The following is a 15,106-nucleotide window of genomic DNA, read 5'->3' on the forward strand; positions in this document are numbered from 1 at the left end:
ACTAGACCGCCAGGCGCTCGATATGCGAACCCGCGTTGTCGCGACTTACCTCAAATCGGACCGGGATCCGCTCCGCCAGTGCGCCCACGTGCGTGATAACTCCCACCATCCGGGAGCCGGACGACGCTAGGTTTTCCAAAGTGCCGGCGACAATGTCAAGTGTCGCCTCGTCAAGCGTGCCGAATCCCTCGTCCAAGAAGATCGACTCGAGCTTGTTCGCGCCGGCAGCGGACAGAGACGTGACCTGCTCGGAGAGCGCCAACGCTAACGCCAGTGATGCTTGGAACGTTTCGCCACCCGAAAGGGTCTTCACGAGACGACACATGTCCGCGTCGTTGTGATCGATGACGAGAAGATCTTGCTCGTTGCGCGTGAGTTCGAATTGCCCACTCGACAGCTCGAGCAGAATTGCCGAAGCATCGCGCAACAGCGCATCGAGGGCGCTCGCGATCAGCCATCGTGGAAAGCCGTTAGCACGCATTAATTGTGACAACATCTGCGCAACGCTGGCAGTCTCTTCGGCTGCTTGCATCTCAGCACGCATCTTCATGGCTTGAGAGCGCCGCTCTTTGGCGTGTTTGAACGCAGCCTCTGCGGTTGCTAGTGCGGCGGCTACCGCGGCGGTGGCGCGGTCGGCGAGTGCGACGGGCGATAGGTCCTCATCGACCTCGACGCCATGTTGCACCATGTCCTGCGACAATCTTGTCGCCGCATCACCCAATCGTTTCTCTGCTTCAGCAATGACCTCTTGCTGTGCGGAGATTTGAGTTGTTCTTGCTGCCGCTTCTGCATCAGCCCATTTGACGAACAAGTCCCAGTCGGTCGCAAGATCTGTCCCAACAATCTCGGGTGCGCCGTATTGGGACAGCGGATCGCGTAGGCGTTGCATTTGCTGTCGACTCGTCGCGATCGCGCTCTCGGCCACTGCGAGGGCGTCACGCGCGGTGGAGGTCGATTCGCGGGCCGTGCCGATCGCCTTGGTGGCTCCGGCAAGTTGCGCTTCGAGTGCTTTCACGCGTGCTAATTCGGCACTTGTCTCGTCCCTGGCCAAGCCGGCCGTCAGTATCTGATTGAGCTCGGCGAGTCGTTCGCAGGCGGTTTTAAGCGCACCACTTGTTCGCTGGAGGTCGAGCGAAGCAGCAGTAAGCTGTTCGTTGGAAGCCCTCGCGGCCTGCTCTGCTTCATCCTTTGCAGCTTTCGTATGTGCTGCAAGGTCATTGGCTTCCTTCGCCGTAGCCTGGAGTGCCGCCAGTTGTTCGGCGACAGTCTGGGACATTTCGTCTGCCCAGTTCGTTAATTTCCTCCAGGATGCAGCGACGGCCGTGTCATCAATCGTCGGCGGTGCGAGAGAGATAACACCGTCGCGGACCAAGTTCAGAGCCGTGAGCGCTTCGCGTGACGCGGCATTGCATCCCTTGACGTCTTCGGCGGCCGACCGAACGGCATCTCGTGCGTCGGCGACTGCTACATCCGCATTCTGGCGCCGCTGCTCAGTTGACGCGCGCTCCTCGATCTTGGCCGCGACACTAGCACGAACTTCGTTCGCCGCATCACGTACGTCGCTTAGTCGTTCGTTCTTAGACGTCGATAGACCTTGTGCTATTGCAGGACTTGCTGTCATGTCAAGCGCAGGGAGCTTCTCTTTGAGAGCCAGCCTTAGCGCTTCGCACCGCTCTATGCGTCGAACGTGCGCTGCCTCAGCGCTCCGTTGAGAGGCTCGCAACTCAGTCAACGAGGCTGCGGCGCGATCATAATCTGCCCGCGCAGTAGTTACCGCCTCCTGAAAGCGCTGCAAATCAACATCATTCGCATCGGCCAAGACCGCGACTATCTCGTGACCACACACCGGGCATTCGTCACCCACACTCAGGCCCGTTCTAAGCGCCGCGGCCTGATTGGCATGCTCGGCTTCGCGTAGAGAGCGTTCGGCACCTGCCAATGCGGTCGACGCCGCATCAGCTACGGTTTGAGCCTCTCGAACCGATTCACGTATCGCATCCCGCGTTGCATACTCTTCGAGCTCTTCGGCAATGGTCGAGATAAGGTCGTCGACAGCCGATCTCGCCGCAGCGAGGATCTCTGCTGCCGGTAACGTAGCAATCGCGGCAGCAATGTTCTTCTGCTCGCCTTCCCTCACTGCCAAGGTTTCTTCAGCTTCGCTCAGAGCCGCTGTGGCCTCAGCAGTTTTCGCGCCCAGTGCCTCAATACCTTGGGGCTCCTTGATATCGCGTAGCTTCGCCAATTCAGCCGCTGTAGCCGCTACCGCCGCGTCGGCGTCGGTCGCGGCTTGAGCTGCGCTGGCCGCTGCATTGCGCGCAGCGTCCGCGTCTGCCTCCGCCATCATGCGGGTATTCTTTGCCTCCCCAAGCAGGCGTTCTGCTTCGGTGGCTGCCAGTTCTAACTCTGGCAGCCGCTCTTTCAGCTGATCGGCTTCGAGCCAGTATTCAAGTCTTCGCTCCAACTCATGTCGAGGAGCAGCGGTCTGGAGACTCTCGCGAAACTCTTGTTCTCGGCGCTCGGCCGCACACTGAGCCTCCTCTGCAGATTGCAGTTCGGTAGCCCGCTTTTGACGCTCGTTTTCGAGTTCGTCCACACCGGCTGGTTTGGCAACCGCCGCAAGCAACGAATGCTCCGCCGAGAGGGACTCCAGATTGCTTTGGGCAAGAACTACTGCCTCGGACGCCAGCTTTACCGCCGGAACCTCCACCGTCGTGACGTGCTGTTGGAACTCACGCAGCGTGGACACGACCGTCGCCATTTCGACAACGTGCTCGTCTGTAGCATCGGCGAATTCCGATAGTTGGTCATCGAGTGTGGCGGCCTTCGCCTTTGCTTCCGCCGAGCGGCCGTATGCCGCGCTCTGGATCGCGCCATAGATCTTGTATCCGAGAAGATTCTCCAAGATATCTTGGCGATCAGCATTTTTCGCGTGTAGGAAGCGCGCGAACTCGCCTTGCGGCAGCGCGACAGACTGCGTGAATTGGTCGAAGTTCAAACCCAGAAGGTTCTCGACGGCACGACTGACGTCTCGACCGCTCGCGATCGGTACCGTTTCGTCTTCGGCGTCGCCTAGCGCGGATGCCTGAACGAACTGCTCAAGTCGCGCCTCTCTGACGGAGATGGCCTGAGTCTTTCCTCCGCCGCGACGCACGTCGCGCAGTGCAACGTAGCGTTTACCTCCGACGTCGAAGACCAGTCGCACAATCGCGCGGGTGGCTGTGGGCGCCAGCGCCGAAGCGACGGCGGCTCTGTCGTCCCATCGCGGAACTGTGCCGTAGAGGGCGAACACCATCGCGTCGATCACCGTGCTCTTGCCCGATCCCGTCGGGCCGACGAGAACGAAGAACTCGGCGTCGCGAAAGTCAATCCGGGCTTTGGTGCGGTAGGAGCAGAAGCCGTCAAGCTCGAGGATCACCGGCCGCATGTCAGGATGATCCTGAATCCGACGAGGTCAGCGCGTCGAGCAGTTGAGCGAACAACGTTTCGAGGCGTGGATCGGAGATCTGACGTTCCTTACAGAACTCGCTGAACAACTCAATCGGTGACTGGTTCGAGCGGTCGGGGATGACGGGAGCGGCGGTTTGCGCGGCGAAACTTGGATCGACGCGGACCTCTAGAGCGTTCGGCAGCAAGTCAACCACCTCATCGCGTAGACCCGCCCGCGTCGGCTCCTCGACTACTACGCGCAGATAGTCGTCGCCGTACGAGTCGGCATTGGCGGCCAAGCTTGCCACGGTGCCGTGGATCGTACGAAGACGTCGGCCCTTGGTGATCGGGATCTCGGTGATCGTCGCGGGTGTATTCGGCGACGCCTCGACGAGTAGCACTACGGAGTCGTTTTCTTCCTCACCGAAGTCGACGGCAATGGGAGAACCGCTGTAGTGCACGGGACACGGCGCGGGCATTTGCTGACGGCGGTGAAGGTGGCCGAGCGCTACATAGTGGGGGTCGGCACCAAAAGCTGTGGCCGGCACGTAGTAGTCGAAGATGGTTTGAGCGGCACGCTCGCCACCGCCCATCTTTCCGTCGATGATCGTCAGGTGCGCCATCATGATGTTTACCGCGCCGTCGGAGAATCCCGTCTTCAAGTGCTCGATCATTTCGCGAACCTGTTGGTCGTATGCAGCGGCATGTTCTGCGGGAGTGTTCAACAGGAGTTCGGCGGCACGTACGGCATACCGCGTCGTCAGGAACGGCAGCACTGCAACGTTGACTGTCTCACCCGTGCTCCTCGCAGCGAAGGACACGACGCCGCCGCTCTTCGCGGGGCGCGCCTGACCAAGGAGGTGAATACCTGCTGCCGCCATTAGCGGTCGGTAGGCGTCGAAAGTAATTGCGTGATCATGATTTCCTGCCATCGCGATTACTTCGGCGCCTGTCTTGCGCAGCTCGATCAGCGCGTGAACGACGAGCTGCTGCGCTGGCGCTGAGGGCGAAGAGGTTTCGTACAGGTCACCGGCGATCAGGACCGCGTCGACGGCCTCTCGGGACGCAATGTCGACGATCTCCTTGAGGACGTCCTTTTGTTCTTCGAGGCGGCTTCGGCCCTTCAGCGTCTTGCCGATGTGCCAGTCGGATGTGTGGAGGAACTTCACCGGTCGTCCTGAACGCGTTAGAAGGGTGCGTCGTCGGGCGTGGGCACTCGCACCGGGAAGGCATGGTCGACAGTAGGCGCGCCTCCAGTTTGCACCGTCGTGGTCGGCTGGACTTCGGAAAGCCTTGTCGCCCAGGCAGGGAACGGAAACTCCACCGCAAGAGGAACAGGAATGGCAGGCTGACTGACGAACATTGTTCCGGGTTTTGCGATGGTCGCGCGGCTGCGCTGCCCAGATGGAAGGAATCCGTATTCGGGGCGCGAGGCTTCGGCGGAGTCGAGCCGGCCTACTACTTTGATCGCGCTGTTGCTGATGATTCGGCGCTCGACCTCACTCGCCGTTTGTTGAGCGCCTATTAGAATGATCCCGAGCGATCGGCCGCGCTCCGCGATGTCAAGGAGGACGTCTTTGATAGGGCTGGCGCCTGCACGCGGGGCGTACTTGTTGAGTTCATCGAGCATGGTGAAGAGCAAGCTTCCTGGTCCAGATGCTTCCTTACGCTCGGTCTCGCGTGCCAATACAACGCCGGTGACGAAGCGCTGTGCCCGATCCATCAGGTTGTGGAGATCCACGACGGTCACTTGGCGGTTCTCTGTTGTGACTTGTCGACCCGGACGATGCGGAATATCACCGCGGATGAGATCGGACAGCGCTCGCTGGCTTGACCGCAGGCGGCGGACGAACGCGTTTGCGGTGCCTGCGGTGATCGCTGGGCCAGCCCAATCGGGCATTGTCCCGGGATCAGTTACCCGGTCGCATATGAGATCGACTAGGTCCGAGTAGGTGCGGCAGTGCTGGCCGTCAATCAGTGCGGCACCGTCGGAGCCTGCGGGGGTGGTTTCGCGCCGAAGCTTCGATGTGACTTGGTGTACGACGAGCGTGTATTGCTGGCGTTCGTCTTCGACATCGGCGAAAACGTATGGGAGAAGGCCGCCGTCGCAGAACTCTGTGATGGTCCACCAGAACGCTTCAACGCCTTCGGTGCGGCCCGCGACGTGAGGCCGCGCATTGTTATCGCCGGGGATGGGAGGCGCGAAGAACCCTACGGATTGGAAGGGGGAGGCCGCTAGGCCCAACTCGGCGTAAGCGTGGCGCAAGTCGTCGCCGCTCTCACCGCTCAGTCGCGCGTTCGGCTTATCTAGGAAGAGGAGGTCTTCACCTTTGACTGAGAAGATCAGCGCTTTCGCGTTGTGCGCGTTTCTCAATACGCCGCCATTGAAGAGGGCGTGAAGAAGGAATAGCGCGAACGAGGTTTTGGTAGCTACGCCGGAGATGCCGCTGATCGAAATGTGGGCCCCTCGGGTGCCGTCGATGAAGTCAAGGTCCACGTAGACCGTTTCACCGTCGCGCCCGACACCGACCGGCAGGCGGCGATCCATCTGGTCGAAGTAGAGCGCTTCAGCTCGTTCCGCACCGGTTGCTCGACGGGCAATCGAACCGGGCCGAGGAGGGACATAGCACTCAGGCTCGACTCTTGTCGTCGTGACTTCGGCGACCTCTTGTACGCGAGCCGGCATGACGCCATCAGATATGAGGAAGACGTCGCTGCCAAACGACGCGCCTTCATGACGGGACCGGACGTCTGTCACTATTCCCGATGTCAATACTTCGCCCCGGCCGGGAACGTTCCGAGAAGTCGCAACGACGTCGTCGAGCTGCAGATATGCATCAGGGTAGATAGCGACATGGAAAACCAACGGCGTCGCGTCCTCCGTGCCGACGACCTGGCCAATTTCGTGCGCATCATGATGACTCGGAAAGTCAGCGACTAGTCCGTTCGGCGGCTCTTCGACCACTTGAAATCCCCTTAAATTCCTGGGAAGGACACCGTGACCGTGCGAGTGTAGATCCGGGAACGGACATGCCGCAGTAATTTGTGCATGCGCTGCTGGGCACCCACAGCCTGTGCGGATCAGCTGACTCAGAGATGGGTTCCGTCCAGCGTCTGACATGGTAGAACCGTTCGACAGGCATGCATGGAGGCTGCGGTGAATTCGGCGCCAGCGCCGAGCTTGGCTGCCTTTGCTGGGTGGTTCAGTTCTGAATCAATAATGCCCGCACTGCGGGCGGAGGTGCTCTTGCAGCTCGATGCCGAGCGCACAATTCACGATCGACATCGAAACCTCGTCGTCGCCGCGACCTGCCGGAACGGGTGAGACCGTCATCGCAGCTCTGGATTACCGGCGTCGTGTGCGCGATGTGCACGACCGCGACCTCACACTGCTGTTCATCGCGCGTCGGAAAGATACTTCAACAATCGCGGCGGATGTATTAGGGAGTCCTCAGCGACGCGACGGTACAGCTGGTGGGTCGATGCGGATGGTGCCGAGATTCTCAGCCGCGGTCTCGGGATCGCATTTAACCCGGGACTCATCTATGCGGGTCTGGCCGGCGCGACTAGGTGGCCGAGTGGCATGCGCTCAAACAACACACTGTGGTTGCGAATCATGACCATGCACCTCGGCGGTAATCACGAATTCTCCACGTTCCGACGCACACTCGGCGCGATGCTGGCTCACGCGGACGGGGTGACGCGTATCGACGAAAATGCGCTGACGCTATGGATGTATTCCCACTTACGACTCATCGCCGTTCCCTACGACGACAGGGATCGGCTGGGCCGACTCGAACGCAATGTATTGACACACCTTGACCCACCACTGAATTTGCAGGGTATGGCTACGACACCCGTCCGTGCGCGGCTCAAGGAGCTGCGACGCGCGATCACGAACTAAACCAGGACGGCGGAAAGCTGACGTCGAGCCTTTCAGTTCGTTTATAGCCCGACCACGTCGGCACACCCGAAGGCTGACCGCGGTAGATCCCGCGAGCCGCGGCGGCGACGCGTTCATGCTGCGTCGGCCACTGCAAGGTGTCGGCTAGCTGCTCCAAGATACTTCGATCACGTTGCAGCACTTGATCAACGATGCCCACCGCAGGCAACGCGCCACTCTTGTCGCTATTGCATCGCGCACACGCTAGGACAAGATTGGAAAGCCCGTCGATACCCACCAGCGACCACGGCAGCACATGGTCAATCGGATTATTCGCCGGCAGATGAGTGCGGCAGTAGAAGCAATGCGGCCCGAACGCCTCTTTGAACGGCTCCCGTATTGGCGTCAGAGCCGTCCGCTCCCGACCGAACAGATGGCCGGCCACATCTGGGACCTCGGCATCGAGAAATTTGTTCATTCGACGCACGTCTTCGACCCACATGGTCTCCAGCGCGGGCTTGAGTAGACCTGCAAGTCGAGCGAGCCCGTACCCAACACCGGGTTTAAGTGCGATCGCGTCGCCGTGAGCGCGCAGCGTCGACCGCGACACTTGGTCGTGCAAAAACGAATCGTCGTAGAGGAACGGGTCGCTCGCCGATGAACCGGGTAGCTTCTGAAGCCGGTGCAAGGGCTGCTGCGCCAGGCATACCGTGATTTCGTTGATAGCCCGCTCATACGCCGCTGGAGCGCGCATCGCCGCAACATCGACCGACCAGGTGAACCGGCCCGCAGCTGTGCGTAAGTCATTGGTCGCGATCAGCATTCGTGCTCGCGGCTGCGTGGATTGCCGTAACTCGTGCCCGTCGAAGGGCCTAACCTGCTGCCAGTAGATGTCCAGCACGCGGCGGGCCAGCTCGGGCAGCCGCACCACTAATGTGTCGCCAGGGTGGTCGGGCAGATTCTCGATGCAGTGCTCCACCAGCGCCATCAGCGTCGCCAATTTGTACGTCGCTGTGCGGAGTCCCGTTTCCAGAATTGCCACCACCCGCTGCCCGAGCAGCAGCGGATCAACCACTTCATCTGGCACGGTCGGCCCTCGATGTCACCGGCACGCGGTACAACAGCACCACAGCATTATCGCGTGGGGAGCACCGCCGTGGGCAAACTCGTACGGGACAAAGTCCCCGACCTCATTCGCGAATCCGGACGCAGCTCGCGTGTGTCTAGCCTCTCCGCGCCTGCCTATCGTCGCGCCCTGATCGACAAGCTGCGGGAGGAGGTGGACGAGCTCGCCGCAGCCCAAACGACCGAGTCACTCCTCGAGGAAGCGGCCGATGTCCTCGAAGTGCTCACCGCGATCGCCCTCGAGCACGGGGCCGCTCTCGCTACCATCGTCCAGATCGCACGAGTCAAGCGCGACGAGCGGGGAGGCTTCGATCTGCGGCTATGGCTAGACGACGTTGACCCGCAGCCTTGACTCAGACCGGGAGGTGAACGCGTGTCGGACGAGCGGCTAAAGAACGACGTACTGGCCCGCGCCGACGAAGACGCCGGCCTCAGCGATCAGGCGCGCCTCGTCGTCCTCGCGGCACTGGAATCCTCCGACGACCTGTCCGAAGTCCTCGGAGGGGGCACTACCCGCCGCGAACTCGTCGACTCCCTCACGGCACCGATTGAGGAGCCCAGCGAACCGACCGGTGCCTACCTCACCGAGGTCACCGTCGAAGGCTTCCGCGGCATCGGCCCGAAAGTGACGCTGCCGCTGAAGCCCGGACCCGGCCTGACCGTCGTTGCCGGCCGCAACGGCTCCGGCAAGTCGACCCTTGCCGAAGGTTTGGAGCTCGCGCTCACCGGCACCAACTCCCGCTGGAAGAACAAACCCGTAATCTGGTCGCAGGACTGGCGCAACCTCCATGCCGGCAAGAAGTCAGAGATCCGGGTCGGCCTCGCCGAGGAAGGCGCGGGCACCACGACGATCGGAGTCGACTGGCCACCCGGTGACGACGTCGCTGTCGACGACTCCAAGCGATGGGTGCAACGCAAAGGCAAGAAGCAAGAAGACATCTCGGTGCTCGGCTGGGACGGTGCCCTCGAGATGTATCGCCCACTGATGAGCTACGACGAATTGAGCGGAATTCTAGAAGGCAGTCCCAGCGCCTTCTACGACCAGCTCTACAAGCTGCTCGGCCTCGAACAGCTCACCGACGCGATGGCGCGCCTCGACGCCGAGGTCAAGCAACTGCGCCAACCCGCAGCCGACCTGCGCAAGGCCCGCGATGCGCTAAAGCCGACGTTGGAGTCACACGAAGACCCCAGGGCGGCAACCGCTCTGGCGCAGGTCCGCAAGACCAAGCCGAACCTTGTCGCGGTGCGACCGTTGATCACCGACGGCACCAATGCCGCCGTCCCGCAAGCATGGCTGCGCGCCGAGCGGCTGACCACGCCCGAGCCCGCGGACATAGCGCTCAAGTGCGCGGCTCTACGCTCTGCCGCCGACAGCCAGCGCCAGGAGACGGAGCGCTCTGACGCGCTCGCCGCCGACCGCGGCCAGCTGCTGGAGATGGGGCTGGACTTCCACGAGCACTTCGGTGACCAGAAGTGCCCGGTGTGCGGAAACGGAACTTTAGATGCGAACTGGGCGGTCGCTGCTCGCGCCGCCCTGGAACAGGAACAGCAGGCGGCCCAGGCGCTAACCGCTGCGCGCGGCGACTGCCCAAGCCCGCTCCGCAGTGATGGCGGCCATCCGTGAGATTCCCGCCCCGCCGACGGTCGACCCCCACCTCACGCAGCTGGATGCTGCCCGCGCCACCTACGACGCCTTCGTGAAGCTGCCGGTGGATGACGACAGCGCTCTCGCCGACCATGTGACCGAGACCCTCGAACCACTGCGCCAGGCCTATGCCAATCTGCGCCAGCAGGCCGCCACGTTGATCCAATCACGCGCTGACGCATGGCAACCCGTGGCTATGGAGCTTGCAGGATGGATCGGCAAGGCCGAGAAGGTCGCCGAAGCCGAGCCGCGGCTCGCTATTGCCGACGAGGCTCTCAAGTGGCTGCAGAAGAACGCCGGGGTACTGCGCAATGAACGCATCGCTCCGCTGGCCGGCCAAGCGAAGGGTATCTGGGCGGCATTGCGGCAAGAAAGCAACGTCGATCTGGGCGAGATCCGGCTTGAGGGCCAAAAGACCACGCGCCGAGTGGTTTTGAAGGCCGACGTCGATGGGTCGGACACCGACGCGTTCGGTGTGATGAGCCAGGGCGAGCTGCAGGCCCTGTCGCTGGCAATCTTCATCCCGCGTGCCACATCGCCGGCGAGCCCGTTTCGCTTCCTCGTGCTCGACGACCCCATTCAGGCGATGGACCCGTCGAAAATCGACGGCTTCCTCCAAGTGCTCACCCGGCTCGCCGAGAACCGCCAAGTCATCGTCTTCACCCACGACGACCGACTCCCGTCGGCCATCAGACTGTCACGATCGCCGGCGCGGATCGTGGAACTTGTTCGCGGTGCGAACTCCGTTGTCACCGTGACGGAGTCAACTCGACCCGCAGACCGCCTGCTCGAAGACGCGTTCGCGATCGCGGTCGACGAGGCCGTCCCCGACGACATAAAGAAGAAGGCCGTGCCGCTGCTGTGCCGCGAGGCGTTGGAGGTCACGGCGTGGGACGTCTTCTCCTCGCGCCAGTTCACCGCGGGCAACTCGCGCGCCGAACTCGAGGACATGTGGAGCGACGCGACGACGACGCGGCAGCGCGCCGCGCTGGCAGTGGACGCGACCAACAAAGCGGCAATCGACAAATGGTTGGACGGTGGTTTGGCGCGTCGCGCGACGATGGCCGTGGCGACCAAGGGGATACATGCCGGGATCCGGGACTACCGTGAGGCCGTCAAGCAGGCCCGTTTGGCCGTTGAGGACCTCGGACGGCTCGCCACATGAATGACCGCACCGCCGCACTCGACCACGCTGATCGACTGCTCGAGGGAGAGTACGGGTTGGGCGGTCGCGGGCCGCTTATCGCGGCCCTGCTGGCGCGCTCGGCGCTCGAGGACTGGCTCGACGAACAGAGCGCATCGTGGACAAAGCAGGCGTATGGCTTTCCCACGACAAGGTCGAAACTCGTTGCGCTGGGCGCACTTCGCGGCACTGATCTCGGAGAGCAGGCCAAGCGGGTGTGGCATGGGTTGAGTCTGGCGGTACATCGGCACGCCTACGAGTTGCAGCCGTCGCTCGCTGAAATTCGTCACCTCGTCGGGGCAGTGAGGGACCTGCAACAGCAATAAGGCGCGCCGTTGCGGATTTATTGGGACGTGTATCTGCTAGGCCACCTTGCGCTTTGGCGTTGTCATCACTCCACAAGACGTTCGGGCAGCGATGTGGCGGCGATGCCCACCACAACCTCGTCACGGGCGCTTGGGTCGATACCGACGTGCATGCCCAGTTCAGTAATTCGGCCGTCGCGCGGATGCCAAGGGCGGTTCGGCTGGGTACGTCCCAAGATTGGGTCGAGTGAGTCGATGGTCTGCTTCCACAGATTCAGCCAATTTCGGCGTGGACCGACGACGAAGGACAGCTCAAGCCGGACGGGCCCAGAAGCAAGTTCTGCGGCTTCCGCAACGGCGGCGTTAACTTGCTCCTTATAGGCGAGAGACGACGCCGAAGCGGTTGTCTTCGCAATAAGCACGTCTGTCGACGGTGAGGAAACTTCCCGGGCGGCTTCGATCCGCACGAATGATCTTTCATCGTGCTGCTTTGTGCACCACACCGAAACCAGTCCGCAATCCCTCAAGTGATATGCAAGCGGATAGGCGTAGTTGTCGAGATCCGCCATCTCGAGCAGATTCCGGCCGACCGGCAGGCCGACATCGAGCCGAAGCGCCCATGGTCCGTCAACCCTCGACTCGGCGAGCAGCGCTTTGGTGTCGTCGAGATATGCCCGCAGCCGCACTTGATCCGGGTGGCCGGTCTTTTCCCAGGACGCCAATCGGGGCGAAAGCCTGAGCTGATGGGCAGTGTTGTCGGGTCGGCCATACCAGCGCATCGCCTCAAGGTAACCCGGAGCACCGACAGATTTCTCGTGCCCGCGGCGAGCCTAAGCGCCCTACGTCGGGCTGCGAATCCTCGCGCCAACTAGTACATCTCCCGAAACCCCCCGATCAACCTGATCGTGTTCCCGTCCGGGTCCACGAGCCTCGACAACCGCACCCCCTTGTCAGCATCCTGAATCTCGCCCGGCGTCAACCCTCGACCGCCAAGCTCCTCGATCGCACCCTCCAAGTCCTCGACCGCGAAGTTGACCATGGTGCTGCCAGCCTTCTCGGCATCGGCGAATACTTGAATCCACCCCGTACTCGTCACTCGCCACTCAAACAGCGACGGCATCGGATTGTTGGTCGGCGCGGCACCCACAAACCGCTCGTACCACTGCGCCGCCGCGTGGATGTCCGACACGGGAATCACCGCCAAGAGATGCTGTACTTGCACGCCCATCCTCCTCAAAGTCACTACAAGTTCTGACTGCGCCACGCCCACGAACTCATCGGCGCGGGTAGGCGCCAGGTGTTTAGCTTGCGGATATGGACCACCAAGCTCGCTGGCGGGGGCATGTCGTCCCCCGGCTCATCGTGGCGCTGCTCGCCGGTCTCCTAGCTGCGGTCTCACTCGGCGTAACCAAGGACTGGACGTATGCACCAAGCGCCGGCTGGATCGCTGCGGCCTGCGTCTATTTGGGGTGGACGTGGTCGGTCGTCCTGCCGATGGACGCCGACCAAACCCGCGATCACGTGCAGCCCGAAGACCCGCCGCGGGGTTGGTTGACCGACGTCATCATCCTCACCGCCAGCATCGCGAGCCTGGCCGGTGTGGCGCAGCTGCTCATCGCGGGCCAGAGAACCGGCGCGGACAAGAACCTCGCGGCCGCTATCGGCGTGGTGAGCATCCTCGCCGCGTGGTGCGTGGTGCACACCGTCTTCGGCGTGCGCTATGCCGACGTCTATTACTCCAACGCCGCCCGCGGCATCAGCTTCAACGGAACCGAGAATCCCCGGTTCGTCGACTTCTTCTACCTGGCTTTCACCATCGGCATGACCTACCAAGTCTCCGATACCAACCTGCAGACCGGCCGACTCCGCGTCATCGCGCTGTGCCAGGCGCTGCTGTCCTACTTCTTCGGGGCCGTGATACTGGCGGTGACAATCAATCTGATTGTCGGACTGAGCAACTCCTGAAGTCCGATTGCTACCAAGTTGGTCACGGTCGCCTAACGTCTTGCGACACATGGGGCGCCGGGCCGGTTCCCGACGCCCGAGTCGACCACACTGCGGTCATGACGGTACCGCCGCAGCCGACGCATGGGATGTCGCGGCAGACGTTTCTGCGGGCTGCCGCCGGGGCATTGGCTGCCGGCGCACTACTGGGCAAGGCACGCGCCACCGCCGACCCGGCCACCTCGGGGTGGAGCGGGTTGTCCGGTGCCATCAGCGGGCAGGTGCTGACCCCGGGGGAGGGCGGATTCGCCTCGGCCAAGCAGGTTTTCAACACCAACTACAATGGCTCGACGCCGGCGGCGGTCGTCGTTCCCACCTCGGTGGCAGACGTGCAGAAGGCGATGTCTTTCGCCGCCGCCCACAACCTGAAGGTCGCTCCCCGCAGCGGCGGCCATTCCTACGTGGGAGCATCCACGGCCGAGGGCATGATGGTGCTCGACCTGCGTCAGCTGCCGGGCGACGCCAAATACGACGCGGGCTCCGGGCAGATCACCGTCACACCTGCCACCAGCCTGTATGCAATGCATCAAACCCTGGCCGCGGCGGGCCGCGGGATCCCCACCGGCACCTGTCCCAGCGTGGGTGCCGGAGGCCACGCCCTGGGCGGTGGGCTGGGCGCCCACTCCCGGCACGCGGGCCTGCTGTGTGACCAACTGACGTCGGCGTCGGTCGTACTGCCCAACGGCCAGGCCGTCACCGCGTCCAACGCCAGCAACCCCGACCTGTTCTGGGCCTTGCGCGGCGGCGGAGGGGGCAACTTCGGCGTCACCACCTCGCTGACCTTCGCGACGTTCCCCACCACCCAGTACGACGTCGTGAACCTCAACTACCCGCAGCAAGCATTCGCGCAGGTACTGGTCGGCTGGCAGAACTGGCTGCGCACCGCCGACAAGAACAGCTGGGCACTGGCCGACAGCACCACGGAAGCCACCGGCACCCACTGCCGCATTCTGGCGACCTGCCCGGCCGGGCAGGGGGGCAGCGTGGCAAACGCCATCACCGCAGCGGTGGGGATGCAACCGGCCGGGGTCGAAAACCACAGCTTCAACTACCTGGACCTGGTCAACTATCTGGCCGTCGGCAACCTCAACCCCGCACCGCTCGGCTATGTGGGCGGTTCCGACGTTTTCGCCACGGTCACTCCGGCCGCGGCCAAAGGCATCGCCGCGGCGGTCGACGCGTTCCCGCGCGGCGCGGGCCGGATGTTGGCCATCATGCACGCGCTCGACGGCGCGCTGGCCACCGTGGCGCCGACGGCCACTGCCTTCCCATGGCGCCGACAGGGCGCGTTGGTGCAGTGGTACGTCGAAACCGGTGACCCGGCGGCGGCCACCGGTTGGCTCAATACGGCCCACCAGGCGGTGCAACCGTATTCCGTCGGCGGCTATGTGAACTACATCGAGGCCAACCAACCGGCTTCCCGGTATTTCGGCTCCAACATGGCTCGGCTGAGCGCAGTGCGGCAGAAGTACGACCCGAGCCGGATCATGTTTTCCAGCCTGAACATCTGACCCGCACCCTCCGGGAACGTTTGA

General features: G+C 62.8%; 13 protein-coding genes and 1 pseudogene. 8 read left to right on the top strand and 6 right to left on the bottom strand.

Annotation, left to right across the window (positions count from 1 at the left end; genetic code table 11):
• Position 1: 1 nt before the first annotated feature.
• Genes I2456_RS07230 through I2456_RS07240 form a run of 3 tightly spaced genes read right to left on the bottom strand, consistent with a single transcriptional unit; the run spans position 2 to position 6,391 of the window.
• Positions 2 to 3,424 (bottom strand): AAA family ATPase, encoded by a 3,423-nt coding sequence (locus tag I2456_RS07230; RefSeq protein WP_085072931.1) that lies wholly within the window; start codon positions 3,422 to 3,424, stop codon positions 2 to 4.
• 1 nt (position 3,425) lies between these two features.
• Positions 3,426 to 4,595: an exonuclease SbcCD subunit D gene (locus I2456_RS07235; protein WP_085072932.1), complete on the bottom strand. Its 1,170-nt coding sequence runs from the start codon at positions 4,593 to 4,595 to the stop codon at positions 3,426 to 3,428.
• A gap of 17 nt (positions 4,596 to 4,612) precedes the next feature.
• A complete protein-coding gene (locus I2456_RS07240) occupies positions 4,613 to 6,391 on the bottom strand; it encodes an ATP-binding protein (protein WP_241007881.1) in 1,779 nt (592 codons plus the stop codon).
• A 267-nt stretch (positions 6,392 to 6,658) separates the two neighbouring features.
• Between I2456_RS07240 and I2456_RS28350 the strand changes: the two are divergent.
• Both I2456_RS28350 and I2456_RS07245 read left to right on the top strand, forming a co-directional pair.
• Positions 6,659 to 6,867 (top strand): annotated as a pseudogene (locus I2456_RS28350) (DEAD/DEAH box helicase family protein); the annotation flags it as partial.
• Between the two features lie 142 nt (positions 6,868 to 7,009).
• A complete protein-coding gene (locus I2456_RS07245) occupies positions 7,010 to 7,330 on the top strand; it encodes a GIY-YIG nuclease family protein (RefSeq protein WP_241007882.1) in 321 nt (106 codons plus the stop codon).
• Here the strand turns inward: I2456_RS07245 and I2456_RS07250 are convergent.
• On the bottom strand, positions 7,320 to 8,396 hold the full coding sequence (locus I2456_RS07250) for an HNH endonuclease (protein ID WP_085072933.1): 1,077 nt from the start codon (positions 8,394 to 8,396) through the stop codon (positions 7,320 to 7,322). The genes I2456_RS07245 and I2456_RS07250 overlap by 11 nt on opposite strands.
• Before the next feature lie 132 nt (positions 8,397 to 8,528).
• Here I2456_RS07250 and I2456_RS07255 point away from each other — a divergent pair, with 132 nt between their 5' ends.
• The 4 genes from I2456_RS07255 to I2456_RS07265 are packed head-to-tail and all read left to right on the top strand — an operon-like array spanning position 8,529 to position 11,588.
• Complete coding sequence (locus I2456_RS07255; protein WP_308203677.1) at positions 8,529 to 8,786, top strand: pyrophosphohydrolase domain-containing protein; 258 nt, start codon at positions 8,529 to 8,531, stop codon at positions 8,784 to 8,786.
• Between the two features lie 21 nt (positions 8,787 to 8,807).
• Positions 8,808 to 10,058 (top strand): AAA family ATPase, encoded by a 1,251-nt coding sequence (locus tag I2456_RS28355; protein ID WP_241007883.1) that lies wholly within the window; start codon positions 8,808 to 8,810, stop codon positions 10,056 to 10,058.
• Complete coding sequence (locus I2456_RS28360) at positions 10,042 to 11,244, top strand: ATP-binding cassette domain-containing protein (RefSeq protein WP_241007884.1); 1,203 nt, start codon at positions 10,042 to 10,044, stop codon at positions 11,242 to 11,244. Before I2456_RS28355 ends, I2456_RS28360 begins: the two co-directional genes overlap by 17 nt.
• Entirely contained in the window at positions 11,241 to 11,588 is a 348-nt protein-coding gene (locus I2456_RS07265; protein WP_085072934.1) for a hypothetical protein, read from the top strand. The genes I2456_RS28360 and I2456_RS07265 overlap by 4 nt, the downstream gene beginning before the upstream one ends.
• Positions 11,589 to 11,653: 65 nt before the next feature.
• Here I2456_RS07265 and I2456_RS07270 read toward each other — a convergent pair whose 3' ends face one another.
• Both I2456_RS07270 and I2456_RS07275 read right to left on the bottom strand, forming a co-directional pair.
• Positions 11,654 to 12,346 (bottom strand): hypothetical protein, encoded by a 693-nt coding sequence (locus I2456_RS07270; protein ID WP_068155808.1) that lies wholly within the window; start codon positions 12,344 to 12,346, stop codon positions 11,654 to 11,656.
• A gap of 89 nt (positions 12,347 to 12,435) precedes the next feature.
• Positions 12,436 to 12,795, bottom strand: coding sequence for a VOC family protein (locus I2456_RS07275; RefSeq protein WP_276052643.1), 360 nt, complete (start codon positions 12,793 to 12,795; stop codon positions 12,436 to 12,438).
• 86 nt (positions 12,796 to 12,881) lie between these two features.
• Between I2456_RS07275 and I2456_RS07280 the strand changes: the two genes are divergently transcribed.
• Together I2456_RS07280 and I2456_RS07285 are read left to right on the top strand one after the other, a co-directional pair.
• The gene (locus tag I2456_RS07280; protein ID WP_085072935.1) at positions 12,882 to 13,532 is read left to right on the top strand and encodes a DUF1345 domain-containing protein; all 651 of its coding nucleotides are present in this window, start codon (positions 12,882 to 12,884) and stop codon (positions 13,530 to 13,532) included.
• Positions 13,533 to 13,660: 128 nt separating this feature from the next.
• On the top strand, positions 13,661 to 15,082 hold the full coding sequence (locus I2456_RS07285; RefSeq protein WP_085072944.1) for an FAD-dependent oxidoreductase: 1,422 nt from the start codon (positions 13,661 to 13,663) through the stop codon (positions 15,080 to 15,082).
• The last annotated feature ends 24 nt before the right edge of the window (positions 15,083 to 15,106 follow it).

Source organism: Mycobacterium kubicae, from assembly GCF_015689175.1.
Classification (GTDB): Bacteria; Actinomycetota; Actinomycetes; order Mycobacteriales; family Mycobacteriaceae; genus Mycobacterium; species Mycobacterium kubicae.